Genomic DNA, 24,734 nt, shown 5'->3' on the forward strand with positions numbered 1-24,734 from the left:
CTCACGTATGACCCGACACCAACTCGTCGCACTCCTGATCCTCCTTTCCTCACAGTTCCTGCTCTCGGTGGACTTTTCGATTCTGAACGTCGCACTTCCGGAAATCGGGTCGGCATTGGGGTTTGCGTCCGCCGATGTGCAGTGGGTCGCGACGACGTTCGCGCTGTGCGCGGCGGGCTTCACATTGTTGCTCGGGCGGCTGGGCGATTGGGTCGGACGTCGCCGGATGTTCGTCATCGGTATGGCAGTCCTCGCTGGAGCATCGCTCGTGGGCGGCTTCGCTGGCTCTCCCGCGGTTCTGCTCGTAGCGCGGGCGCTGCAGGGCTTGGCAACAGCGGCCGCGATGCCCGCCGCGCTCGCGCTGATCACCTCCATCTTCCCGGAGGGGCCGCTCCGACGCCGGGCACTCGGGCTGAGCAGCGTCCTCGCCTCGCTGGGATTCACTGCCGGCGCGGTGTTCGGCGGGATCTTGACGAACTACCTGTCCTGGCGGGCAGCGTTCCTCGTCAACGTCCCGATCGCCGCCGCAGTCGTTGTACTGGCGCTACTCATCATCCGCGAACCAACCAGAGAGCATCAGGCCCGCCTTGACGTGCGCGGTGCGGCGCTCATCACCACGGCGCTGATCACCCTGGTCTTCGCGATGTCCCGCTTCGGTGAGCACGGCGTCACGGACCCGAACGGCCTGATCTGTCTCGCCGCCAGCATTGTCCTGATCGTCTTCTTCATCCGCACCGAGCGACGCCACAGCGCCCCGCTGGTGCCCCTGAAGCTCCTGACACGGCCGAATATCCTCGCCGGTCACCTCATCGGCTTCGCATCGCTCGCGATGGAGACCGGCCTTGTGTTCCTGTCCACGATGTACTTCCAGCACGTGCTGGAACTGGACCCGCTCACCACCGGTCTGATCATCGGCTTGACAGGCGTCGGCGCTGTCGTCGGCGGCGTCATCGGACCCCGCGTCGTCGGACGGCTGGGTATCCGCGGCGCGATGTTCCTCGGCCTCGGAACCCAGGCGCTGGCAACCGCCGCACTCGTCGCCGTGAACGACCACCCCGGATCGATCGCCCTCTACTCCGTGGTCGGCTTCATAGCCGCGATCGGTCATATGGTCGCCGTCGTCACATTCCTGGTTGCCGCGACGTCCGGTGTCGAACCAGGACAACAGGGCCTCGCGACCGGCTTGGTCACAATGACACAGCAGGTCGGCATGACCCTCGGCACCCCGATCGTGTCGGCGATCGCGACCGCTGCCGGCGGCCTCTCCAGCCTCCTCGCCCTGCGCATCGGAATCGGCATCGACGCCCTCATCGTCGCCGCATTCATCGCGGTGGTCGCCATCGTCCTCCGACGAGTCGGCACTCGCCGTGCGCCAGAGTCACCGCTCGACGCACACCCCGACGCTCACTCCGACGCAGAACAGGCGACAACCCTCTCGTGATCCTCCACGAGCACACCCATCCCACGGTTCTCCTGCAAAAGGAACGCACCTTTCTCCTCATCGACCGCGGGACATTCACACCTGCTGCGCCTCGGCTGGTCGGCGGGACGTCCGCCGTCCTGGAAACACACGACCACCCCGACCACTTCGACGTCGACCTGCTCTCCGCGGCACTCGAGTCCCAGCGAGAGCCCCGGATCTGGGCGCCGGCAGACGTCGTGGCGCAGGTCCACAACAACGATGGCCGGGTTACGGTCGTCGCACCCGGGGACCGTGTCGATATCGATGGCTTCCAGGTGGACGTCGTCGGAGGAACGCACGCGGTGATCCATCCGGATATGCCCGAGACCGGCAACTCGGTCCTGCATCGAGACGATCGCGATCCTTGGATCCATGAGTCGTTCGTCAACCAACGCCGCGGTCGCCCGTGACACGACGCAGAGCAGCCTCTGCACGAACCGGGGAATGAAATAGTCGCCCGATGCGACTGTCATGGTCTAGAAGGCCCGGAAGTCCAGCTTCGATTCCGCGACGGCGAGAACCGACCAGGTGCCGCCCTCGGCATCCGTGAATGCGAACGCGGGAACCACCAGGACGCTCCCGTCCGGCTGCCACTGGGTGGTGAGACCCAGGCGTGCACTGACGATCTCGACCTTGTTCACCGGCCAGGAGACCGAGGTGCCGGCGACTGGTGTTGCCGGCGGCTCCGTCGGTGCCACCCACTCCTTGGTCGTCGACGCCTGATCGCGGAGGGCGATCGGCAGAGACGTCGCCGCTCCGCTGAACCGCGGGTCTGAGAGTCGTTCGAAGCCCTCTTGCTCGCTGACGACCGGGTACGTCCCCAGAGCGACGACATCTGCGAGGGCGCCGGTGGCGTTGACGACACCACCTTCGGCCATCTCCAAGGACCAGCCCTGGTCGACCTGCTGCCCGTCGATGACCGGTTTTGCCGTGACGGTTCGTGTGGGAGAGCCCTCCGACACCTGAGAGGTGAATTCGAACTCGGCAGGGTCCCGGCCGGCGGCGGCGAGGAGCGCACGAAGCGCTCCGATCGCGGCGTCTTCGCTCGGCGGCTGGCCGGTCGGCTCGCAGGCGCTGTCACCCTCGCACTTCCACGGGTTCACCTGTGGGTTCTGGAAGTAGAAGGACAGCATGCCGTCGAGACTCACGGACAGGCTCGGGGCGCTGCCATCCTGCGGGCCGGCGACCCAGCTGCCGTCCCGCAGGTCGACGGGTAATCCGATGCCGAGCGCCGCGGCGAGCGCGGCGACCTTGTCTGAGCTGGATGCCGAACGAGGGTCGTAGGCATAGGCCTGAGCTGTGCCCGCCTGTGTGCCAAGACCGGACGCGCTGAAGGCGTTCCGGCCGGATCCGTAGGGGTAGGTCGAGGAAGACATCTTCTGGTCGGTCGCGGCGCCAGAACCCACGGATGGCTCCATTCCGCCTTGCGCGACGCTTTCGGGGCGCCCATTGGACTGCAGAGTGATGGGCGGAGCAGCGCCGTCGGCCAGGCTCTTCGGCCCGCCTTCGCTCGCTCCGATCCCGTATCCCGCGGCACCGACGATCGCGATCGACGCCGCGACCGCGACGAACGGGAGCCAGCGCGGCCGTCGGCGTGCTCGTGCCTTCTCCAGGTCGGCCACGGGTGCCGATCCGGCCATCGGTTCAGCCTCAGGGCCGGTCATCCGAGCGACGACCTCGTCGGCGAACCCGGCACGTGCCTCGATATCCCCCGCGGGGTCGGCGGCACGCAGCCGGGCGACCGGGTCTTGTTGTTTGTCGTCGTCGTTCATGTCAATCAGCCTCCGGGCTTTCGGTTCACCTGGTATATGTGCGCTCCGTGCCGCATCTTGCAGAAGCCCTAGAACGACATCCGCTCGCCCCAGGCTTCTCGCAATCGCTTGCGCGCACGCGACAGCGCGGCGTCCGCCCCGGATCGGGAGATACCGAGCACCTCGGCGAGCTCGGCTCCGTCCAGACCCTCCCACGCGTGCAGAAGAAGGATCTGCCGGTCGCGCTCGCTCACGCTTGCCAGCGCGCCACGGAGTTCCGCATCGAACAGGCTGTTCAGCTCCGGATCGCCGTCGACTCGCGCCACGCCCGACTCGGGCACCTCGTCGACCGGAAGATCGATGTGCTTCCTGCGCGCATTCGCGAGCGTGAATCCCGCCGTGCGATACAGCCACGGCAGCACGGCCTCCCGGGGCACGTCGTTGCGTCGACGCCAGGCTGTCGCGAAGACCTCAGCGACCAGGTCCTCGGCATCCTGACGCGGCCCGCGGCGGGCGAAATAGCGGATGAGCGCGGTCGAGTACTCGCGGACCATCACGGTGAACCAGTCCACATCGGCCGCAGTCGTGGGCGGGTCCGCACTGTCAGGCAGCGCCACTCCCTCGCTCCTGTCCGCGGTGGCTGGGGTGTCGGCGATGCTCACCTACTGAATATGTCGCATCCGCCGTAACTCTTGCACGCAGCGCCCGAATTTTCGGAGAACATCGTCACCTTCCTGCCCTCTCGTAAGAAGCGAAAGCTTTCTGGGTCGGAATACTTTTGGTTTCGATGTCCTCCAACGTGCGGCCACGAGTTTCGGGGACACGAGTCCGAATGAAGATGACACCAAGAATGCAAATGGCACCAAAGATCGCGAACACCGCGTCCTGGCTCATCAGTGCGGTCATGATCGGGAACAAGAGACCGACAGCGAACGATCCGATCCAGTTGAAGGACGATGCGATACCAGAGGCCCTGCCGCGAATCGCCATTGGGAAGATCTCTCCAACGATCACCCAGGTGAGTGGGGCCCACGTGAACGAATAGGCTGCCACGTAGATGCTCAAGAACACCACGATCATCATCGGGTTCGCGTCCTTCATCACGGTATTCAGTATCGCGGGCAGCAGGAAGGACACACCCATGATCGTGCCGCCCACGGTCAGCAAGAGGCGTCGGTTGAACTTGTCCGCGATCACCAGGAACAGCAATGAGCCGAGCACGAGGAGCACGCCCTGGATGATCGGCCACATCAGCGCCGAACTTGCCGCATTACCTGTGGCCTTTTCCACGATCAACGGGATGTAGTAGAAGATCGCGTTGGCACCTTGGAGCTGCTGGAACGCGGCGACACCGACACCCGCAATGACGAGATACCGGTACTTGCTGTCGAACAACGTTGCAAGTGAGGTATTGCCAGCCGCCTGCTTCTCGACTTGGGCCGTTTCTGTGATCGATCTGAGCTCGGCATCGACCTCGTCTGGGCGGCGAATGTAGCGAAGTACCGTGAGTGCCTCGTCTTCCTTGCCGACTTTCACCAGGAACCGGGGCGATTCGGGCAACCGCAACACGCCCAGATACAGAATCACAGCCGGCACTGCGGCCGTCGCGAGCATCACTCGCCACGCCCACGCTTCGGGCAGATCCTTCAGCAGGAAATCCAAGATGTATGAGATCAGCATGCCGGAGACAATCATTGTCTGATTCAGGCCGGACAAGCGTCCACGTAGCCGCGCGGGTGCAAGCTCGGACATGTACGCGGGAACCGATGCGGACGCCGCGCCGACCGCCAGCCCCAGGAAGATTCGGGCGATGACCAGATAGATGACACCATCCTCGGGTGCCAGGCCGCAGAGAATTGATCCGAGCATGAAGACGACCGCTGCGGCGAGAATCATCTTGCGCCGTCCGAATCGATCGGAAAGCTGTCCGGCCACAGCGCCACCGAAGATAGCGCCGAACATGACGCCAGAGGTTACCCAACCGATGATGGCGGCATCGTCAAGGCCCCAGTCGCTTTGCAGGAACGGGAGCGCCCCAGTCATGACTCCGATGTCGTAGCCGAAAAGGATGCCTCCGAATGATCCGAAGAAGTAGATGAACTTGCTGTCGATCTTTTTTTCTTTTTCCATTTTTCACTCCGAGTGAGGAACTAGTTTCAGCCCCGGTTGATCACTAGGAAGGATGGCTGGCCGGGACGTCGTCTCGGGCCTAGGCCGTTGTGCCATGAGTGCGTTCTCGGCGATGAAATGGAGCGCGGCACATTATGGTGTGCTCAGCTATTCCCTATCGCAGCTGTCCACTCTGACGCATGCCTCTGACGCATGCCCTTCCCGGTTATGGGACTTGGATGCCACGCCAGTGGGCTCTTTGGCCGAAAGTGATCGCTAACATCAAGCTTTTTGTTAGCCTAGCTCACAAGATTTCAGCATCGTGCCGCTGACCGACTTGGGTCGAGGCGGTGGTTCGCCGACCGGGCCCGCTCCTTCGGCCCGGCCGCGGGGTCAGTCTCCGGCTGTTCCCCGGCTGGAACACCACCACGACCACCAACCACGATGACAACCGTCTTGGCTTCCGCCTCGGAGCCGGCGCAACGGAGAACAGCGAGCTCGGGCACGTCGCCATCTAAGCTGGGCCTTCTGCCCACGGAAGGAACCTCAATGAGCATGGAAAGCGCGGCCTGGAGCTCGCTGTACAAGATCTCTTCCGCCAGGGACGGCAAGCACGGCTTCTCCCGTGAGTCCGTTCGGCGGATCCTGACGTTCGCGGTGCCCTACCGGTCCAAGCTTCTGATCTTCATCACCCTCTCCATCGTGGGAGCTTTCCTCGCGGTCGCGACGCCGGTACTCGCCGGCAAGGTGGTCGACGTCATCGTCGCCCAGGGCGCGGTCACCACGATCGTTTGGATCGCAGTGGTCATCGCCCTCGTGGCCGTGGCCGACGCCGCCGTATCACTCGTGACGCGCTGGTACTCGGCGCGGATCGGCGAAGGCGTGATCCTGGACCTCCGCACTGCCGTCTTCAACCACGTGCAGAAGATGCCGATCGCGTTCTTCACCCGCACGCGGACGGGCGCCCTCGTGAGCCGCCTCAACAACGATGTGATCGGCGCTCAGCAGGCCTTTAGCGGCACGCTGTCCGGCGTGGTCACGAACCTCGTGGCGCTGACCCTCACCCTGATCGTCATGCTCAGCACGTCCTGGCTCGTGACGATTCTCGCCGTGATCATGCTCCCCATCTTCCTAGTACCCGCGCGCCGCATGGGCAGCCGCCTCGCCGCGCTGCGCCGCGAGGCCGCCGACCACAATTCCGCCATGAGCACGCAGATGACCGAGCGCTTCTCGGCGCCCGGCGCCACCCTCGTCAAGCTGTTCGGCCGGCCCGACGAGGAGGCCGAGGAGTTCCGCGTCCGCGCCGCCCGCGTCCGCGACATCGGGGTCCGGACCGCGATGCTGCAGTTCGTCTTCTTCACCGCACTGATGCTCGTCTCTGCTCTCGCTCTGGCGCTCGTGTACGGGCTCGGCGGCTCCCTCGCACTCGCCGGCCAGCTGAATACCGGTGACGTGGTCACCCTGGCGCTCCTCCTCACCCGCCTCTACGCGCCGCTCACCGGCCTCGCAAACGCACGGGTGGAGATCATGAGCGCGGTGGTCAGCTTCGAGCGCGTCTTCGAGGTGCTGGACCTCGAACCGCTCATCCAGGAGATGCCCGACGCCGTCCCCGTCCCCGAAGGCCCAGTGGCCGTCGAGTTCGACAACGTTCGCTTCGCCTACCCGTCCGCGGACAAGGTGTCCCTCGCCTCTCTCGAGGAGGTTTCCACGCTGGACACCCGCGGCGGCGACGAGGTGCTGCACGGCGTGTCCTTCAGAATCGAGCCGGGGCAGACCGTTGCCCTCGTTGGTTCGTCCGGTGCCGGCAAGTCCACAATTGCCCAGCTCCTCTCGCGCTTGTATGACGTCGACAGCGGCGCCGTGCGCCTCGCGGGGACGGATGTCCGCGATGTCACTTTCGTCTCCCTGCGGCACACCCTGGGCATGGTGACGCAGGACGGCCACCTGTTCCACGAGACCATCCTCTCCAATCTGCGCCTTGCGAGGCCGGAGGCGTCCGACGACGAGGTGTGGGACGCCGTCCGCCGTGCGCGGCTCGAGCCGCTTATCCGGTCGCTGCCGGACCAGCTGGACACCATGGTGGGAGAGCGTGGCTACCGGCTGTCCGGGGGTGAGCGCCAGCGGATGACCATCGCGAGGCTCCTGCTCGCCCAGCCGCGCGTCGTCATCCTCGATGAGGCAACGGCGGCGCTGGACTCGACGTCTGAGGCCGCCGTGCAGGCGGCGCTCAGCGAGGCGCTCAAGGGACGGACGGCGATGGTGATCGCACACCGCCTCTCCACCATCCGCAACGCGGACCTGATCCTCGTGGTTGAGGACGGCTCGATCGTGGAGCGCGGTACGCACGAGGAACTGCTGGCTGTGGGTGGGCGGTACGAGGAATTGCACCGGACCCAGTTCGCCGTGCAGAAGAATGTTGCGGCCGATGAGGAAGCGCTGAGCCGGACCTAGTCGCTGAGCTCGGCCGTGTCGGCACAGGGAAGGATCCGTATATCGCTGTGCTCATGCCTCGATCACACACGCATGTGTGCTTGTATGGTAGTGTGCAGACATCCCCGGAACGAGCCTGGGACCCTGAAGCAGAAGGCACAATGACGTGAGCCCCCTCATCGACAAATCGACCCCACGCGTGTACACGGCCCGACCCATCACGCTTGCCCGGAGCATCGGCTTCGGTGTCCTGGACCTCATGGGCGGCGGCTGGAACACCATCATCAGCGGCCTGATGCTGTACTTCTTCACGACCTACGGGGACGTCAGCGCCGTCCAAGCCGGCACGATCCTCTTCATCGCCCGCATCGTCGACGCGGTCGTCAGCCTCATCATCGGCCCGCTGACCGACAACTTCTATCGGACCCGCCTGGGCAAAAAGTTCGGCCGCCGCCACTTCTTCCTGCTCATCGGCGCACCCTTGCTCCTCGTCGTCTTCCCCCTGCTGTGGATCTCGCAACAGGGCTTCTGGTACTACCTGATCGTCTACCTGGCTGTTGAGATGATCATGGCGATGATTCTCATCCCGTGGGAGACCCTGCCCACTGAGATGACGGACAACTACAAGCTGCGGACGAAGCTCAGCTCAACCCGCATGTTCCTGTCGGCCACGGGCACCTTCCTCGTCTTCTTCATCCCGGCCCAGATCAAGGGGACGAACAACCCGAACGCCTACCTCATCACCGGTCTCATCTTCTCCGTGCTGTTCGCCGGCGCCGTCATCACGACGTACTTCACCACCTGGGAGCGCAAGCTCACCCCGGAGTTCCTCGCGGAGCTCGACGCCCAGCCCAAGGTGCCTGTCGGAAAGCTCATTACCGACAATCTCAAGGACTTCGGCTCGACGTTCAAGAACTCGAGCTTCCGCAAGCACCTGGCGATCTATCTCTTCTCCTTTACGGGCAAGGACATCTTCGCCACAGCGCTGACGTTCTTCGTCGTGTACGCCGTGCACGGCAGCGAGTCTTTCGGCCTCACCCTCCAGGCGCTGTCCATCATCGGGCTGCCGACCACGGTGCTCGCCGCATTCCTCATGATCCGCAAGGGCCCGCGCTACTTGTTTGCCATGTCCTACTCCGTGATCATCGCCTGCCTGCTCGCCCTCGGCGCGATCTACCTCATCCAGCCGTCCTCGACGATGGTACTGCTCGTCATCGTCGGCCTCGCGTATCAGGCCGGACGATCCATCCTCGAGTTCACGCCGTGGAACGTCTTCCCGTTCATCCCCGACGTCGACCGGATTATGACCCGCCAGGACCGCGCCGGAATCTATGCCGCGGTGATGACCTTCGGCCGCAAGTCGACAGGCGCGGTCGCGACCCTCATCGTCTCGTGGTTCCTGGACCTGGGTGGATTCCTCAAGCCCGGCAGCGAGGGCGGCGTGCAGCTCGACGCCTCGTGCCTCAACTCCTGCCCCCTCGTTCAGAGCTCCGGCACCCAGCACGTCATCGCACTCGTCGTCATCGTCGGGCCGCTCGTCCTCATCGCTATCGCGTTCGCCATCTCACGGTTCATGTACCTCGACCCGCAGAACCACGCAGTTCTGCGCGCCGAGATCGACCGCCTCGAGGCCGGCGGCTCCAAGGACGACGTCACCTCCGAGGCCCGTGTGGTCGTCGAGAAGCTGACCGGCCACCCGTACGAGTCGGCCTGGCCCGAGGACGCGATCTCCCCGACCGCCACGACCGTCTCCAACGGGGGCTGACCGGCACACCGGCTCGATGCCCCACACCCGTCGAGGGCCGCACGCACTAGGAGCGCTGAACCGTGACCGACACGTCGAGCAACACCGGCACCGCCAAGGAAGTTACGGACGTTCTTCCGCTTTCGCGGATGGAACGATTGAAAACGCTCGATCCTCGGCGCAAAGTGGAAGGTAGATCGGCGGGTCGGTGAGCCAGTCCATGTGCGAAATCCACGCGGCTGCTCCTGAAGGAGACATCACGGTCGTTTCATTGCCCGTTTGGCTGCATCAGATCCCCGGTGGAGGCACATCGGGATGGTTCCGGCAGCAGCACTTCCACGGATCCCTTATCCCACCCGAGGATGTGCAGGAGTGATCCTCGGCCTCGGATCGGTCGTGCCGTAAAGTGCATCGCGTGCGCACTGATCCGAGTACCTGGTTCCTCAGCCGGGCCGAGCGCGGAAACCTGTCCACGGACGTGCATGCGGGTAGTGCCGGATCGCCGGCCTGGTCGGAGGGCAACCTCGTGGTGCCCCTGGTGCATGGCACCACCTACTTCGCCCGGCTGCACGAGGAGTTGACGGCGTTGCAGGCGGGAGACCGCGTCTGGTTCACCGACTGGCGTGGCGATGCCGACGAGCGGATGCTGCCGGACGGGCCATCGATCGGCGATCTGCTCGCTGGACTGGCCCGCTCGGGAGTGGAAGTGCGCGGCCTCGTCTGGAGATCCCACGGGGAAAGCGTGTCGGCCCCGATGAGCGGCCGCTCCAACGAACGGCTGGGTCGCGAGATCAACGAGGCTGGCGGCGAGGTGCTGCTGGACCAGCGCGTGCGCCTCTTCGGCTCGCATCACCAGAAGTTCTTCGTCATCCGCCGTCGGGACGACCCGTCGCGGGACATCGCGTTCGTCGGCGGACTCGACCTTTGCCACGGCCGCCGGGACGACGCCGGACACACGGGAGACCCGCAGGCGCTGGATATGGATCCGCGGTACGGCAAACGCCCGCCGTGGCACGATGCCTCCCTCGAACTGCACGGCCCCGTGGTGGCAGACCTACTGGCGGTGTTCGCCGAGCGATGGAACGACCCTCACCCACTGGACCGGCGCACGCCCTACCGGATGCTGCTACAGCGTCTCGCCCGCATGCCCCGGCACCCCAGGCCCCTGCCGGAATCCGCGCCACCACCGCCGCCGGCGGGCCCGCACGCCGTGCAGCTGCTGCGCACCTACGGTGTGAAGCGCCCACCGTTCCCGTTCGCGCCTGCCGGGGAGCGCAGCATTGCCCGCGCCTACGGGAAGGCCTTCGCCCGCGCGCGCTCGCTGATCTACATAGAGGACCAGTATCTGTGGTCCACGGAAGTCGCAGCCGCTCTCGCGGCGGCCCTCACACGCAACCCCGAGGTGACCCTGATCGTCGTCGTGCCCCGGTATCCCGACTCCGACGGGCGTCTCGCCGGGCCGGCAAGCCGGCTGGGCCAGTTGCGGGCACTCAGCATGCTCCGCCGCGCCGCGCCAGGCCGGGTCGGCGTTTTCGACCTCGAGAACGCCGCGGGCACTCCGATCTACGTGCACGCCAAGGTCTGCATCGTCGACGACACGTGGGTCACCTGTGGCTCGGACAACTTCAATCGCCGATCGTGGACCACCGACAGCGAGCTCACGTGCGCCGTCATCGATACCACCCCGGGCACCCCGGAAGCACCCGGCGCAGGGAACGGCCCCGATGCTTCCGGGCGTCTGGCCCGGGACCTCCGCCTGCAACTGTGGTCGGAACACCTGGGCCTGGACCCGGACGATCCCGCGCTCGGCGACCCCGCCGCCGCGCTCCGCCTGTGGAACACCACCGCCGACGGCCTCGACGACTGGCACGCAACCGGCCACCGCGCGACCCGCCCCACGGGACGAGTGCGCCACCACACTCCCGAACCGGTCACGCGCATCCAGCGGCTCTGGGCGGTCCCCATCGGGCGCTTCGTCATGGACCCGGATGGCCGGCCCCGCCCGTTGCGAGGTACCGCGCGCTTTTAGGCCGCGCAGTTCTAGGTCCGACGGTTTCGCCCAGGCAGCCGCATCCGCGAAATGTTCAACCTCGCTCACATGCCGGCGCACCAGCAGCCGGCACCGAATCGCAAGTCCTTGGGCAGCCTGAGTTGCGTCTTAGGACTCCGAGGGCACCAAGGGAAGTTCGGCTCCGTAGTTCCAAGACACGATGGCCGGCTGCTCACGGTAGAAGCTGAGCACGGAGACTGATCCAGCATCCAGGGTGATTTGAGCACCGAATCGAGGGGCCATCCTCAGGTACACGGCGGTGAGAATGCGCAGGAAATGGCCATGCGCGATCAGGGCGACATTTCCCTCCTCCATGGCAGGCAGCACCCGCGTGAGCACCCGCGACGCGCGGGCGGCGACCTCCTCGACCGTCTCACCGGGCGTGTGACCACGAATCACGCCGTGGGTGAATGCGCTCCAGTTGTAGCCGAGTTCGCTGCGGATATCGCGCGTCGTACGCCCCTCGTACCCGCCGTAGTCCCACTCAACGAGAAGCGGATCAACCTCCGCTTGAAGGCCAGCGAGCTCAGCAGTGCGTCGCGCACGCTGCAGCGGCGAGGTCAGCACGAGGGAGAAATCGTAGCCGGCCACTAACCTACCCGCGCCGCGGGCCAGTTCCTCTCCCCGGTCGGTGAGCGGAACATCCGTGAGTCCAGTGTGTTTACCCTCCTTCGACCACTCCGTCTCCCCATGGCGCAAGAGAATCAGCTTCCCTGACGGGTTATCCGGAGCGGGGTGGCTGGGCAGCGGCTCGTTCATGAACATACGGCAACAGTAGTATCACCCCCCCCCCGGTTTCGATGGAGGTTCTTGATTGATGGAAAGGCCAGCGTTCACCCCGCGGGCGTTCGAAACGGGTGGGGGAATGGGCATCCCAGCAATCACGCGGCTACGGCCGTTCATGGTGAGCGCAGACGACTCGGGAAGCGAAGAGATGCTCGCCCCCGGGAACCCCGGATGCCGCTCTCAACATGGACGTACTGCGCTCCCACGCGGGTGTGAGTTCTAGCGCTGCCCGTCGCGGCCGACCGAGAGGTCCACGAGACCTTCGACACGACCGCCCGGATGACCTCAGGAGCCTAGACGTTCCGTGGGCCTTTACGGTTTTAGCCGGGTGCCTCGATGAGACCGCTCGCGTAGCGCGGGGCTCTCGTTAAATTCTTTAACCAAAAAGTCCCGGAAACCCTTGAGTTTCCGGGACATTTGGTCGGGCTGACAGGATTTGAACCTGCGACCCCCTGACCCCCAGTCAGGTGCGCTACCAAGCTGCGCTACAGCCCGTCACCCTCCGCCAACACACTTCGAGAAGCGCATTCTGCAGGAGACAACTTAGAAAGCTTACCGCCTCCGGCGACCTCTTGTGTGCACAACGGATGCCCGGCGACGCCCGTCCCTCAACGCGGCGCCCACCGGGGCGAACGACCGCTCCCGCCAGCGGACCGCCCGGCCCCGAACTCGCGGCGCAGCTGCCGCCAGATCCGGGGCAGCAGAACGGCATCGCCAAGGAGCGGGCGGCGGTGCTGCACGATGACCGAACCGAACCCGGGGGCCGCCGGGCTGAAGCTGAGGCGCTCCGGGAAATTCGCGAGCGTCCAGCCGCGCACGCCCAGGTCGACCGCGGAAACCGAGCCAGGTGCGGACGGTGAGGCGGGTGAGGCCGGCCCGGACGCGGCGCGGGCCGGCATGGCCAGGCCGCGGGGGGCATCCGCTTCGGCGGGCAGGGCCGCCACTCCCCCGGGCCGACCGCCACGGAAATCGCCGAGCGCACTCGTGCGGATGAGCGCGGTGGACCCGACCCAGAAGGAGGCCCCATACCGGGACGCACTGCGGTGCAGGAGGCTGCGGATCCCCGGGAAGAATCGCCCGGTGCACTGGCCGCCCTGCGGGAACGACGGGGTCTGGACCACGGCGACACCGCGGTGCTCCGGTTCGTCGAGGAAGTAGATCGAGCGCAGGCAATAGTCGCTGAGGAGCTGGGCGTCCGGGCCGAGGGTGAGCAGGTAGTCCGTCTCAGCGACGTCGCCTGTGGCAGTGGCAGTGTTACCGATCTGGTCCACGTAGCCGGCGAGGCTGCCGTCGAAGATCTCCAGTTCGGCGGAGAACGTCCAGGCGAGGCGGCGCTGAAGACGGAGCATCCGCTCGGGGGTCTGCGGGATGTGCTCGGAGATGGCCCGGTCGAGGTCCGCGGCGATGCGGGCGAAGTCGGCGGCGGGACCGCCGAGGGTGTGCGTGCTGAAGACGGCACTCGACGGGTCGGTGGCGGCCTCGTCCAGGCGCTGCCGGGCCAGCCAGGCGACGGCCCAGCGGTAGTCGGCGGCGAGGCCGTCGATGAGGTCTTCGGCCACCTCGTGGACGTCGGTCGCGTCGTGGTCCCAGGCGAGTTCGAGCTCCAGCACGAACAGGGCGTCCTCGAACCGGGCGCGGGGTTCGGCCAGGGCATCGGTGAGCCGGCGCACGATCATCAGGGCTTCGGCCTGGGCGCTCGGCTCTGAGCTGGCGTCGAGCAGCAGCACGACCCGGAGCGTTGGGTATTCCTGCAGGGCCGCGGACCAGAGCGAGGCGCGCAGGGCGTGCGGCCCGGTTCGGGCACCGGCGCCGTCGCCAGCGGCGACGAGCACGGTCAGGGCCTCCTGGCGTGCGGCGAAGTGACGCTCCAGTTCCCGGCGCGGGACGCGCACGTGCTCGTTCAGCCGGATCAGGGCGCCCTGCCGAGCGGCGAGGTAGCAGAGGAGCGCGATCGCACACAGGGTCGCGCCAGCCACGGACAGCGCGCGGTCGAGGATCGACCAGGGCGCGCCGTCGATTCCCGTCTGGCGGAGGATGACGACGGCGAGCAGGGCAGCCCAGCCGACCACCACGGTGAAGATGGCGGCGCGACCATAGGCGATCTCGGGGACGCCTCGGCGCGATGCCCGGGCAGCGGGCGGCGCGATGCGGGCATCCGACGGCGCAGTCGACGCGAGCGGTGCGGCGGGCGGCACCGTTCGGGCGGCGAAACGTTTTCGGGTCAGCGAAGCAGGGAACTTCGTATGCATGGACAATCCTCGGGTAAGGCTTGAATGTCGAAATCCCCGATTCGGGCAGGGATCCGACACGTGTGGCGGGTGGCGAGCTCCCCGATTCGGGCGGGGATCCGACACCTGTGGCACCGCTGGGGCGCTAGCCCGAATGTAGAGGAGAGCGCCGATGCGCGACAGTCCCCGGTTCGGGGCGGCGGCGCATCCGTGCACGTCGATCGGCCCGGCAACATCGCCACAGGCGCTTAAACGACGGATGCGTCGCCTCCCCCTACCGGGGACGGCGACGCATGCGTCAGGTCAAGCGTGGAACGACTGCTTAGCGCTTGCGCTTCTCGCGGACGCGCATGCTGATGTTGATCGGGCTGCCCTCGAAGCCGTAGACCTCGCGGAGGCGACGCTGGATGAAGCGACGGTAGCCCGGGTCGAGGAACCCGGTGGTGAAGATGACGAAGGTCGGCGGGCGGCTCGAGGCCTGGGTGCCGAACAGGATGCGCGGCTGCTTGCCGCTGCGCACGGGGTGCGGGTGCTCTGCGGCGAGTTCGGCGAGGAAGGCGTTGAACTTGCCGGTGGCGACGCGGGTGTCCCACGACTCGAGGGCGACCTCGAGGGCGGGGACGAGCTTCTCCATGTGGCGGCCGGTCTTCGCCGAGATGTTCACGCGGGGGGCCCATGCCACGTGGGCGAGGTCGAGCTCGATCTCGCGCTCGAGGTATCGGCGACGGTCGTCGTCGATCTGGTCCCACTTGTTGAAGGCGAGCACGAGGGCGCGGCCCGATTCGAGGACGAGGTCGATGACGCGCACGTCCTGCTCGGAGATGACCTCGGTCACGTCGATGAGTACGACGGCGACCTCGGCCTTTTCGAGCGCGGCGCTCGTGCGGAGCGAGGCGTAGAAGTCGGCACCCTGGGAGAGGTGCACGCGACGGCGGATGCCGGCGGTGTCGACGAAGCGCCACACCTTGCCGCCGAGCTCGACCTGCTCGTCGACCGGGTCGCGGGTGGTGCCGGCGAGCTCGTTGACGACAACGCGCTCTTCGCCGACGACCTTGTTCAGGAGGCTGGACTTGCCGACGTTCGGGCGGCCGAGGATGGCGACGCGGCGGGGGCCGCCGACTTCCTGCTTGGCGACGGCGGAGATCTCGGGAAGCTTCTCGAGGATCGCGTCGAGCAGGTCGGCGACGCCGCGGCCGTGCAGGGCCGAGACGGGCCACGGCTGGCCGAGGCCGAGCGACCACAGGTTGGCCGATTCGGGCTCCTGGCGCACGTCGTCGACCTTGTTGGCGACGAGGAAGACCGGCTTGCCGGCCTTGCGGAGCAGGCGAACGACGGCTTCATCGGTCGAGGTCGGGCCCACGTTGGAGTCGACGACGAACATGACGACGTCGCACAGCTCGATGGCGAGCTCGGCCTGCATGGCGACGGAGGCGTCGATGCCCTTGGCGTCGGGCTCCCAGCCGCCGGTGTCGACGATGCTGAACTTGCGTTCGTGCCATTCGCCCTTGTAGGTGACGCGGTCGCGGGTGACGCCGGGGGTGTTCTCCACGACGGCCTCACGGCGGCCGAGGATGCGGTTGACGAGCGCCGACTTGCCCACGTTCGGGCGGCCGACGATGGCGATGACCGGCAGGGCCGGGAGGTAGGTGATTGCGTCGGGGTCGTCCGTCACCGAGTCGAGGACGTCGAAGTCCTCGTCGTCGAGGTCGTAGTCGTTGAGCCCGGTGCGGAGGGCGGCGGCGCGCTGTGTCGCCAGGTCGTCGTCGAGATCGTCCAGTCTCGCCCCGAGGTCGGGGTCGAGATCGGGAAGTGTTTCGTCGTATTCGTTAGTCATGCGAGGTCCTCGCGGTACGTGTGTTGATGACCTCGATGACCGCGCCAATGGTCTGTTCGAAGTCGAGATGGGTGGAGTCGACGGTGTTCACACCGTCTGCGGCGCTCATGAATTCGACGACCTGTGAGTCGGCGCGATCCCTCGATCGCAACTGATCTGCCACGGTTTGAGCCGATTGAGTCGATATTTCCGCAGAGCGCCTAGCCATTCTAGCTTGTTCGGATGCCGTGAGCAGGATCCGGACCTCCGCCTCCGGTGCGACGACGGTCGTGATGTCCCGTCCTTCGACCACGATTCCGGGCCGGTCGACGCCCGCTGCGATGCTGCGGAACAGCGCGGTGAGGTGGGCGCGCACGGCGGGGACGCGGGCGACGGCGCTCACGATCGCCGAGACGGCCGGCTCCCGGATGGCCTCGGTGACGTCGACCGCTCCGACGCTGACGGCCGGGTCGTCGGGGTCTGTGCCGATCGCATAGTCGAAGGAGGGCAGGGCGCCGATGACGGCATCCGTGTCAGCGGGGTCGATGGCGCGGTCGCGCACGAACCAGGCGAGGGCCCGGTAGGCGGCGCCGGTGTCGAGGTAGCCGTAGCCGAGGCGGCGGGCGACGGCGCGGCTGACGCTCGACTTGCCGCTTCCGGCGGGGCCGTCGATGGCGACGACGAGCGGATGCGTGGATTCAGTCATGTGCTAGCCGGCAATCCGCCAGCCGCGTGCGGCCAGCTCTTCGGTGAGGCGGGTGACGGCCTCCGGAAGCACGGAGATCTCGGCGAGGCCGAGTTCCGCACCGGGTGAGTGCTCGAGCCGGAGGTCTTCGACGTTGACGCCGAGGGCGCCGATCTCGTTGAGGAGCCGCGCGATCTGGCCGGGTGTGTCGTCGACCATCACGGTCAGGGAGACGAAGCGGCGGTCGTGGCCGTGCTTGCCGGGCAGCCGGGAGACGCCGGCGTTGCCGCCGGCGAGTTCTTCGGCGACGCGGCGGCGGGCGCCGGGGGCCGCCGGGTCGGCGAGGGCGGTGATGAAGCGGTCGAGGTCGTCGCGGTACGCCACGAGGATCTCGCGCACCGGGGCCGCGTTCGCGCCGAGGATCTGCACCCACAGTTCGGGGTCGCTCGCCGCGACACGGGTCACGTCGCGGAGGCCCTGGCCGGCGAGGTTGAGGGACGCGGCGGGGGCATCCGTGAGACGCCGGGCCATCAGGGTCGAGACGACCTGGGGCACGTGGGAGACGAGGGCGACGCCGCGGTCGTGGTCCTCGGGGCTCATCTCCACGAGGGTCGCACCGAGGTCGAGGATGAGGTCGTCGATCGCGGTGGCCTGCTGGTAGCTGATGCCGTCGTGGGCGGCGACGACCCAGGGCCGGCCGAGGAAGAGGTCGGCGCGTCCGGCGAGGGGTCCCCCGCGTTCGCGGCCGGCGAGGGGGTGCGAGCCGATGTAGCGGGAGATGTCGGCGCCGCGGGCGCGCAGTTCGGCGAGGGGCGCGAGCTTGACGCTCGCGACATCCGTCACGATGGCGTCGGGGAAGGACTCGAGTTCGCGGGCGACGATCTCGGCGGTCACGTCCGGCGGCACGCACACGACGATGAGCTGCGGCCGGTCGCCGGCCAGGGCCGCCCGGCCGGCGCCGTAATCGATCGCGATGCTGAGGTTCGTCGGCGAGGCGTCGGCGAGGATGACCTCGATGCCGCGCGCGCGGAGGCCGAGGCCGATGCTCGTGCCGAGCAGCCCGGTGCCGACGACGCGCACGGGCCCGATCAGGCGACTTTCGACCACGGGTGTCTCCTGACTTCGTGCGTGTTGTGCCTCTAGTATTCGGTGTCCGCCCGCGAAATCGTGAGCAGCTGACCGAGTTCAACCTTAGTCAAGTCGCGCAGGTCACCGGCCCGCAGGGTGCCGAGGTGCAGGGGCCCGAACTGGCGGCGGACGAGGTCGACGACCGGGTGGCCGACGGCCTCCATCATCCGGCGCACGATCCGGTTGCGCCCGGAGTGCAGGGTGAGCTCGACGAGGCTGAAGCCGTCGCCGGGAGGGCTCGTCAGGATGCGGGCCTTGTCGGCGTTGATCGGACCGTCGTCGAGTTCGATGCCGGTCTGCAGCAACTGGATGGTCTGCGCGGTGACGCGGCCCTCGACCTTGGCGATATAGGTCTTCATCACGCCGAAGGAGGGGTGCGCGAGGATGTGGGCGAGGTCGCCGTCGTTGGTCAGGATGAGCAGGCCGCTCGTCATGGCGTCGAGGCGGCCGACGTTGAAGAGGCGCTCCTCGAACTGCTCGGTGAATTCGCGCAGGTCGGGGCGGCCGCTCTCGTCCTGCATCGAGGAGACGACGCCGACGGGCTTGTTGAGCATCACGTAGCGGCGGCTGGTGTCGAGCTGGATGGCGACGTTGTCGACCATGATCTGGTCGTGGTCCGGGTGGATGCGGCGTCCCAGTTCGGTGACGACCTTGCCGTTCACGCGCACCCGGCCCGCGGCGATCAGGTCTTCGGAGACCCGGCGGGAGGCGACACCGGCCGAGGCCATCACCTTCTGCAGGCGCACGCCGTCCGCGGCGGCTTCCGGGTTGGTGGGCGTGCCCTGGGGGTCGATCGTCATGGTGAATCCTCAAATCCATTTGCGCCGTCTGCGAGCAGGGGCGATAAGTAGGGCAACTCGTCGAGCGAGTTGATTCCCAGCTGTGTGAGCAGCAAGTCCGTGGTGCCGTAGTTGATCGCACCGGTCTCACTATCGGTGAAGACCTCGGTGATCAGGCCGCGCCCCACGAGGGTGCGTACGACCGAGTCCACGTTAACGGCCCTGATTGAGGCTACCGCCCCGCGGCTGATCGGTTGCTTGTACGCGATCACGGCGAGGGTCTCGAGGGCAGCCTGGGACAGTTTGCTCGGGTTCTGGGTGAGCACGAAGTCGGCGACGGCGGTGTCGTGTTCCGGTCGCACGTAGATGCGCCAGCCGCCGGCGACCTCGCGCAGCTCGAAGCCGCGGCGCACGGTACCTGCCGTGCCGTCGAAGTCGGCGACGAGCCGGGCGATCGAGCGGCGCACGTCGCTCAGCGGCCTGCGGAGCGCGGTGCCGAGGTGCAGCAGGCTCTGCGGTTCGTCGGCGACCATCAGGATCGCCTCGAGGGAGCGGTCCAGGGCGGCGGCCTCTGTGGCGAGTGCGCTGCCGGGTGCAGGAGCTGCGCCGGGCGTGCGGGTCGCGCCGGTTCCTGCGCCGGGGCCGGCCAGGGTGTCAGTTGTCATAGTCCGCTCCGAGGTTCGCGAGGGTGTCGTCCGACCAGTCTTCGTCCGGGGACGCCGCGGCACTCCAGTGCAGGCTCAGGTCGCCGAGGGGTTCGAGCTGGTCGAAGGAGAGGAAGCCGCGCCGGTAGAGCTCGAGCACGGCGAGAAAACGTGCGATGATCACGCCGGTCAGTTCGACGTCGGCGATGAGTTCACGGAAGGTGAGCGTGTCACCCGAGCGCAGCATCCCGACGAGCCAGGCCGCCTGCTCACGGATGCTGACCAGCGGCGCGTGCAGGTGGTCGAGCCCCACGGTGGGCACCTCACGCGGAGTGAGCGCCCGGGTGGCGAGGGCGGCGAAGTCGGCGAGGGAGAGCGTCCAGACGAGTTCTGGGGTCTGCTGCCGGAACTTGTCCTCGAGGCGCACGGAACGCACGTGCCGGCCGGACTCGACCTCGATCCGGCCGAGGAACCAGGCCGAGGCGGTCTTGAAGGCGCGGTACTGCAGGAGCCTGGCGAAGAGCAGGTCCCTCGCCTCGAGCAAGGCGGCATCCTCGGCGTCGACGAGCTCGCCCTGCGGCAGGAGCCCGGCGACCTTGAGGTCGAGCAGGGTCGCGGCGACGACGAGGAATTCGCTCGCCTGGTCGAGTTCCTCGGCCTGGTCGAGCCCCTTGAGGTGGGCGATGAACTCGTCGGTGACGCGGCTGAGCGACACCTCGGTGATGTCGAGTTCGTGCTTGCCGATCAGGGAGAGCAGCAGGTCGAACGGGCCCTCGAAGTTGCCCAGGGCGACCGAGAATGTCCGCGAGGGGACGGTGTCAGGCGACAGCGCCACGCTGGATCAGTTCCCGCGCCGCCTGGCGGTAGGCCTTGGCGGCCGCGTGCTCCGGCGCGAACTCGGTGATCGGCACCCCGGCAACGCTCGCGTCTGGAAACTTGACGGTGCGGCCGATGACGGTTTCGAGCACGCTGTCGCCGAAGGCGTCGACGACGCGCTCGAGGACCTCGCGGGAGTGCAGCGTGCGCGAGTCGAACATGGTCGCGAGGATGCCGTCGAGTTCGATCGCGGGGTTGAGGCGGTCGCGCACCTTGTCGATGGTCTCGATCAGGAGGGCGACGCCGCGCAGGGCGAAGAATTCGCACTCGAGCGGGATGAGCACGCCGTGGCTCGCGGTCAGGGCGTTGACGGTTAGGATGCCGAGCGAGGGCTGGCAGTCGATCAGGATGACGTCGTAGTCGGCGGACACCTTGCGGAGCACCCGGGCGAGGATCTGCTCGCGGGCGACCTCGTTGACGAGGTGCACCTCCGCGGCGGAGAGGTCGATGTTCGCGGGCATGATGTCGAGGTTCTCGACAGCGGTCTTCTGGATGACCTCGGCCGGGGTGTACTTGTTGCCGAGCAGCAGGTCGTAGACGGTCGGCAGGTCGTGCGTGGGGATGCCGAGGCCCGCGGAGAGTGCGCCCTGGGGGTCGAAGTCGATGGCGAGCACGCGGCGGCCGTAACCGGCGAGTGCGGCACCCAGGTTGATGGTGGTCGTCGTCTTGCCGACGCCGCCCTTCTGGTTGCAGAGCGAGATGATGCGCGCGGGGCCGTGGCTTTTCAGCGCCGCGGGTTCGTCGAATTCGTGTTTCGGCCGTCCGGTCGCACCGACGACCACGTCCTCGAATCCGGGGAGTAGTGTCCGGTCAGCTTTTTCGCGCTTCACTCCGGTGTCCTCGTTCCGTCCTGCACCCATCACTCAGTCGAGTGTAGCGAGCCGATCGGCGCCCTTCCGCAAGGATCGCCGGGAAGCCGCGGTTCCGCATCCGCCGGATTCAGCGGGCTCAGCGGGCTCAGCGGGCGCGCGGGTGTGCCGTGGTGTACATGTCGCGGAGGGTGTCCGCCGTGACGAGGGTGTACAGCTGGGTCGTCGCGACGGAGGAGTGGCCGAGGAGTTCCTGCACGACGCGCACGTCGGCGCCGCCGGCGAGGAGGTGCGTCGCGAAGGAGTGCCGGAGCGTGTGCGGCGAGACGTGGCCCTCGAGGCCGGCGCGCTCGGCGGCGGCGCGGATCAGGAGCCAGGCGTTCTGGCGGCCGAGGCGCCGGCCGCGCAGCCCGAGGAAGAGCGCGGGGGTCGCAGGGCCGCGTGCAGAGAGCAGGGGCCTCCCCCGCACCAGGTAGGCCTCAACGGCCGCACGGGCGAAGCTGCCGACCGGAACCAGGCGTTGCTTGTCGCCCTTGCCGGTGAGCCGTACGACGTCGAGGTCGAGCACGTCGTCGACGTTGAGGTCGACGGCCTCGGAGATGCGCGCGCCGGTCGCGTAGAGCAATTCGAGGAGCGCCTTGTCGCGCAGCTGGTGAACGTCCTCGCCGTCGGTCGCCGCGAGCAGCAGGGCCACCTGCTCGATGCTGATGGCCTTCGGCAGCCGGGTCGCGAGCTTCGGCGGTTTCACGTCGTGGGCGACGTCCGCGTCGACGAGGGATTCCTCGAGCAGGAACCGGTGCAGCCCGCGCACGGTCGACAGCATCCGCGCGATCGACGCGGCCGTGAGCGGCGACTCGGATCGGGTCGCGAGGTGCCGCACGAACGCGGAGACGTGCAGCGCCGTGACCTGACCGGGTTCGGTGAGGCCCTCGGCCTCGAGCCAGCCGGCGTAGACCACGAGGTCGCGCCGATAGGCGGCGACGGTGTTCGCGCTGAGCCCGCGCTCGATCGCGACGTGCCGCAGGAACGCTTCGACCGCCGCCGCGACCGTCATCGGCCGGTGTGATTCCAATTGTTCGGGTGCCGCGGCCAGGGCAGGTCTGCGGCGCCGAGGGTGCTCCAGTTGCGTTCCTTCGCGGCGAACGCGGCGAGCACCGAGATCACGAGCGCGGGGTTCTGCACCCGGCGTGCGAGCACGGCGTCGAGGCAGTCGGCGAAGGGGACCCAGCGGATCTCCATGTCGGCTTCCTCTTCGGTGCGGTTGAAGACCTCGGGCGCGGCGGTGAGGCCGCGGGCCAGGTAGACGCGCAAGGCCTCGTTGCTGCCGCCCGGTGACGTGTAGAACTCGCTCAGAACGTGCCACTCGGCGGCGACGTAGTCGGTTTCCTCGCCCAGTTCGCGCTTGGCCGCCTCGACCGGATGCTCGTTGGCCTCGTCGAGGAGGCCGGCGGGCAGTTCCCACTCGCGCATGCCGACGGGGTGCCGGTACTGCTTGATCAGCAGCACCCGGTCGTCCTCGTCGAGGGCGAAGACGGCGACGGCACCGGTGTGGTCGACGTAGTCGCGCACGATGTCGGAGTCGCCGTAGCGGAAGGTGTCCTTGCGGATGTCCCAGACGTGGCCGGCGAAGACCACATCGGACTCGGAGACCGCCGCGGAGGCGACCTCGTCCTCGAGGAGCTCAGTCACGGCTCAGGCCTCGGCGCCGACGACCGCAGCGACGTCGACGGTCTCGTCGCCCGTGTCGTTGCCCTCGTTGACCTCGAACAGGCGGCTGGCCTGCTGGCGGTCGAGTGCGGCGCCGATCAGGCCGCGGAAGAGCGGATGCGCGTGGCTCGGGCGCGAGCGGAGCTCCGGGTGCGCCTGGGTCCCGACGTAGAACGGGTGCTCGGCACGCGGCAGCTCGACGTACTCGACCAGGTGGCCGTCGGGAGAGGTCCCGGAGAACCACATGCCGGCATCCGCGATCTGTTCGCGGAACGCGTTGTTGACCTCGTAGCGGTGACGGTGGCGTTCGGAGGCCGAGGGGGCCCCGTAGAGCTCGGCGACGAGGGAGCCCGCCGCGAGGTCGGCCGGGTAGAGGCCGAGGCGCATGGTGCCGCCGAGGTCGCCGCCGGCGATGATCTCGACCTGCTCTTCCATGGTCGCGATCACGGGGAACTCGGTGTCCGGGTCGAACTCGGAGGAGGACGCCCCGGTGAGGCCGGCCTTGTTGCGGGCGTATTCGATGACCATGCACTGCAGGCCGAGGCAGAGGCCGAGCACGGGGATGCCGTTCTCGCGGGCGAAGCGGAGAGCCCCGAGCTTGCCCTCGATGCCGCGCACGCCGAAGCCGCCGGGAACGCAGATACCGTCGAGGTCGCCGAGCAGGCGGGTGGCGCCTTCCTCGGTCTCGCACTCGTCTGAGGCGATCCAGCGGACGTGGACCTTGGTCTTGTGGGCGAAGCCGCCGGCGCGGAGGGCTTCGGTGACGGAGAGGTAGGCGTCGGGCAGGTCGATGTACTTGCCGACGAGGCCGATCGTGACCTCGTGCTTGGGCTCGCGCACGGCGTCGAGCACCTTCTGCCAGCCGGTCCAGTCGACGCTCGTGACGGGCAGGCCGAGGTGGTCGGTGATGTATTTGTCGAGGCCCTGCTCGTGCAGCACGGCGGGGATCTCGTAGATGCTGGGCACGTCGACGCAGTTGACCACGGCGTCTTCGTCGACGTCGCACATCAGCGCGATCTTCCGCTTGTTGGCGTCGGAGACGGGACGGTCGCTGCGCAGCACGAGCGCGTCGGGCTGGATACCGATCGAGCGGAGCGCAGCGACGGAGTGCTGGGTGGGCTTGGTCTTCTGCTCGCCGGCCGCGCCGAGGAAGGGCACGAGGGAGACGTGCACGAAGAAAACGTTCTGGCGGCCGAGCTCGTGGCGCACCTGGCGGGCGGCCTCGAGGAACGGCTGCGACTCGATGTCGCCGACGGTGCCGCCGATCTCGGAGATGATCACGTCGGGGCGCAGCGCGTCGTCGGCCTGGAGGCGCATCCGGCGCTTGATCTCGTCGGTGATGTGCGGGATGACCTGCACGGTGTCGCCCAGGTACTCGCCGCGGCGTTCCTTCGCGATCACCTGCGAATAGACCTGGCCGGTGGTGACGTTCGCGGCCTGGTTGAGGTTGATGTCGAGGAACCGCTCGTAGTGACCGATGTCGAGGTCGGTCTCCGCGCCGTCGTCCGTGACGAAGACCTCGCCGTGCTGGAACGGGTTCATCGTTCCCGGGTCCACGTTGAGGTAGGGGTCGAGCTTCTGCATGACCACGCGTAAGCCGCTGGCCGTCAGGAGATTGCCGAGGCTTGCCGCCGTCAGGCCCTTGCCTAATGAAGAAACGACACCACCAGTCACAAAGATGTGCTTGGTCGTGCCGTCTGAATTGTCCGCGTTTCTATTTTCCACCACGGGCT

General features: G+C 67.4%; 21 protein-coding genes and 1 tRNA gene. 5 read left to right on the plus strand and 17 right to left on the minus strand.

What is annotated here, in order from left to right; all coding sequences use genetic code 11:
* The first annotated feature begins 7 nt into the window (after positions 1-7).
* On the plus strand, positions 8-1,441 hold the full coding sequence (locus E3O50_RS02085; protein WP_198413610.1) for an MFS transporter: 1,434 nt from the start codon (positions 8-10) through the stop codon (positions 1,439-1,441).
* On the opposite strand, the gene E3O50_RS02090 is transcribed toward E3O50_RS02085, so the two are convergent.
* From E3O50_RS02090 to E3O50_RS02105, 4 genes are all read right to left on the minus strand, one after another.
* The gene (locus E3O50_RS02090; protein WP_134558552.1) at positions 1,405-1,935 is read right to left on the minus strand and encodes a hypothetical protein; all 531 of its coding nucleotides are present in this window, start codon (positions 1,933-1,935) and stop codon (positions 1,405-1,407) included. The genes E3O50_RS02085 and E3O50_RS02090 overlap by 37 nt on opposite strands.
* A 3-nt stretch (positions 1,936-1,938) precedes the next feature.
* The gene (locus tag E3O50_RS02095) at positions 1,939-3,234 is read right to left on the minus strand and encodes a hypothetical protein (RefSeq protein ID WP_134558553.1); all 1,296 of its coding nucleotides are present in this window, start codon (positions 3,232-3,234) and stop codon (positions 1,939-1,941) included.
* A 68-nt stretch (positions 3,235-3,302) separates the two neighbouring features.
* On the minus strand, positions 3,303-3,875 hold the full coding sequence (locus E3O50_RS02100) for a sigma-70 family RNA polymerase sigma factor (RefSeq protein WP_241975276.1): 573 nt from the start codon (positions 3,873-3,875) through the stop codon (positions 3,303-3,305).
* A 64-nt stretch (positions 3,876-3,939) separates the two neighbouring features.
* Positions 3,940-5,343 carry a sugar porter family MFS transporter gene (locus tag E3O50_RS02105; protein WP_134558554.1) on the minus strand — a complete coding sequence of 468 codons (1,404 nt, stop codon included), beginning with the start codon at positions 5,341-5,343 and terminating at the stop codon, positions 3,940-3,942.
* A gap of 329 nt (positions 5,344-5,672) precedes the next feature.
* On the opposite strand from E3O50_RS02105, the gene E3O50_RS19425 reads away from it, so the two are divergent.
* The 4 genes from E3O50_RS19425 (at position 5,673) to E3O50_RS02125 (ending at position 11,525) form a co-directional block, all read left to right on the plus strand.
* Positions 5,673-5,840 carry a hypothetical protein gene (locus E3O50_RS19425; RefSeq protein ID WP_198413611.1) on the plus strand — a complete coding sequence of 56 codons (168 nt, stop codon included), beginning with the start codon at positions 5,673-5,675 and terminating at the stop codon, positions 5,838-5,840.
* 31 nt (positions 5,841-5,871) lie between these two features.
* Positions 5,872-7,773, plus strand: coding sequence for an ABC transporter ATP-binding protein (locus E3O50_RS02115; RefSeq protein WP_134558555.1), 1,902 nt, complete (start codon positions 5,872-5,874; stop codon positions 7,771-7,773).
* A 145-nt stretch (positions 7,774-7,918) separates the two neighbouring features.
* Positions 7,919-9,517 (plus strand): MFS transporter, encoded by a 1,599-nt coding sequence (locus E3O50_RS02120; protein ID WP_198413612.1) that lies wholly within the window; start codon positions 7,919-7,921, stop codon positions 9,515-9,517.
* 394 nt (positions 9,518-9,911) lie between these two features.
* A complete protein-coding gene (locus tag E3O50_RS02125) occupies positions 9,912-11,525 on the plus strand; it encodes a phospholipase D-like domain-containing protein (protein WP_166790619.1) in 1,614 nt (537 codons plus the stop codon).
* A 129-nt stretch (positions 11,526-11,654) separates the two neighbouring features.
* Here the strand turns inward: E3O50_RS02125 and E3O50_RS02130 are convergent, their stop codons facing one another.
* The 13 genes from E3O50_RS02130 to E3O50_RS02190 all read right to left on the minus strand — a co-directional run bounded on the left by E3O50_RS02130 (position 11,655) and on the right by E3O50_RS02190 (position 24,729).
* The gene (locus tag E3O50_RS02130; protein WP_241975277.1) at positions 11,655-12,311 is read right to left on the minus strand and encodes a histidine phosphatase family protein; all 657 of its coding nucleotides are present in this window, start codon (positions 12,309-12,311) and stop codon (positions 11,655-11,657) included.
* Between the two features lie 439 nt (positions 12,312-12,750).
* A tRNA-Pro gene (locus E3O50_RS02135) sits at positions 12,751-12,827 on the minus strand.
* Between the two features lie 113 nt (positions 12,828-12,940).
* Complete coding sequence (locus E3O50_RS02140) at positions 12,941-14,581, minus strand: hypothetical protein (protein WP_134558556.1); 1,641 nt, start codon at positions 14,579-14,581, stop codon at positions 12,941-12,943.
* 301 nt (positions 14,582-14,882) lie between these two features.
* Positions 14,883-16,394, minus strand: coding sequence for a ribosome biogenesis GTPase Der (gene der / locus E3O50_RS02145; RefSeq protein ID WP_134450163.1), 1,512 nt, complete (start codon positions 16,392-16,394; stop codon positions 14,883-14,885).
* Entirely contained in the window at positions 16,387-17,079 is a 693-nt protein-coding gene (cmk, locus tag E3O50_RS02150) for a (d)CMP kinase (RefSeq protein ID WP_134450162.1), read from the minus strand. Before cmk ends, der begins: the two co-directional genes overlap by 8 nt.
* 3 nt (positions 17,080-17,082) lie before the next feature.
* Positions 17,083-18,165 (minus strand): prephenate dehydrogenase, encoded by a 1,083-nt coding sequence (locus E3O50_RS02155; RefSeq protein WP_241975278.1) that lies wholly within the window; start codon positions 18,163-18,165, stop codon positions 17,083-17,085.
* A gap of 32 nt (positions 18,166-18,197) precedes the next feature.
* Positions 18,198-18,986, minus strand: a complete 789-nt coding sequence (locus tag E3O50_RS02160; protein WP_134450161.1) for a pseudouridine synthase — start codon at positions 18,984-18,986, stop codon at positions 18,198-18,200.
* Positions 18,983-19,630, minus strand: a complete 648-nt coding sequence (locus E3O50_RS02165) for an SMC-Scp complex subunit ScpB (protein ID WP_134558557.1) — start codon at positions 19,628-19,630, stop codon at positions 18,983-18,985. The genes E3O50_RS02160 and E3O50_RS02165 overlap by 4 nt, the downstream gene beginning before the upstream one ends.
* Entirely contained in the window at positions 19,620-20,444 is an 825-nt protein-coding gene (locus E3O50_RS02170) for a ScpA family protein (protein ID WP_134558558.1), read from the minus strand. The genes E3O50_RS02165 and E3O50_RS02170 overlap by 11 nt, the downstream gene beginning before the upstream one ends.
* Positions 20,428-21,315: a ParA family protein gene (locus tag E3O50_RS02175; RefSeq protein WP_241975279.1), complete on the minus strand. Its 888-nt coding sequence runs from the start codon at positions 21,313-21,315 to the stop codon at positions 20,428-20,430. The genes E3O50_RS02170 and E3O50_RS02175 overlap by 17 nt, the downstream gene beginning before the upstream one ends.
* A gap of 127 nt (positions 21,316-21,442) precedes the next feature.
* Positions 21,443-22,348, minus strand: coding sequence for a site-specific tyrosine recombinase XerD (xerD, locus tag E3O50_RS02180; RefSeq protein ID WP_134558559.1), 906 nt, complete (start codon positions 22,346-22,348; stop codon positions 21,443-21,445).
* Positions 22,345-22,983, minus strand: coding sequence for an NUDIX hydrolase (locus E3O50_RS02185; protein ID WP_134558560.1), 639 nt, complete (start codon positions 22,981-22,983; stop codon positions 22,345-22,347). Before E3O50_RS02185 ends, xerD begins: the two co-directional genes overlap by 4 nt.
* 3 nt (positions 22,984-22,986) lie before the next feature.
* Positions 22,987-24,729 carry a CTP synthase gene (locus E3O50_RS02190; RefSeq protein ID WP_241975280.1) on the minus strand — a complete coding sequence of 581 codons (1,743 nt, stop codon included), beginning with the start codon at positions 24,727-24,729 and terminating at the stop codon, positions 22,987-22,989.
* Between the last annotated feature and the right edge of the window lie 5 nt (positions 24,730-24,734).

This window comes from Cryobacterium sp. MDB1-18-1, from assembly GCF_004402735.1.
Classification (GTDB): Bacteria; Actinomycetota; Actinomycetes; order Actinomycetales; family Microbacteriaceae; genus Cryobacterium; species Cryobacterium glucosi.

What these genes read in the sequence shown, in the direction of transcription:
- E3O50_RS02085 (WP_198413610.1), top strand. Translation starts at nt 8, where the DNA reads ATGACCCGACACCAACTCGTCGCACTCCTGATCCTCCTTTCCTCACAG.
- E3O50_RS02090 (WP_134558552.1), bottom strand. Translation starts at nt 1,935, where the DNA reads ATGACAGTCGCATCGGGCGACTATTTCATTCCCCGGTTCGTGCAGAGG.
- E3O50_RS02095 (WP_134558553.1), bottom strand. Translation starts at nt 3,234, where the DNA reads ATGAACGACGACGACAAACAACAAGACCCGGTCGCCCGGCTGCGTGCC.
- E3O50_RS02105 (WP_134558554.1), bottom strand. Translation starts at nt 5,343, where the DNA reads ATGGAAAAAGAAAAAAAGATCGACAGCAAGTTCATCTACTTCTTCGGA.
- E3O50_RS02115 (WP_134558555.1), top strand. Translation starts at nt 5,872, where the DNA reads ATGAGCATGGAAAGCGCGGCCTGGAGCTCGCTGTACAAGATCTCTTCC.
- E3O50_RS02130 (WP_241975277.1), bottom strand. Translation starts at nt 12,311, where the DNA reads ATGTTCATGAACGAGCCGCTGCCCAGCCACCCCGCTCCGGATAACCCG.
- E3O50_RS02140 (WP_134558556.1), bottom strand. Translation starts at nt 14,581, where the DNA reads ATGCATACGAAGTTCCCTGCTTCGCTGACCCGAAAACGTTTCGCCGCC.
- der (WP_134450163.1), bottom strand. Translation starts at nt 16,394, where the DNA reads ATGACTAACGAATACGACGAAACACTTCCCGATCTCGACCCCGACCTC.
- cmk (WP_134450162.1), bottom strand. Translation starts at nt 17,079, where the DNA reads ATGACTGAATCCACGCATCCGCTCGTCGTCGCCATCGACGGCCCCGCC.
- E3O50_RS02160 (WP_134450161.1), bottom strand. Translation starts at nt 18,986, where the DNA reads ATGACGATCGACCCCCAGGGCACGCCCACCAACCCGGAAGCCGCCGCG.
- E3O50_RS02165 (WP_134558557.1), bottom strand. Translation starts at nt 19,630, where the DNA reads ATGACAACTGACACCCTGGCCGGCCCCGGCGCAGGAACCGGCGCGACC.
- xerD (WP_134558559.1), bottom strand. Translation starts at nt 22,348, where the DNA reads ATGACGGTCGCGGCGGCGGTCGAAGCGTTCCTGCGGCACGTCGCGATC.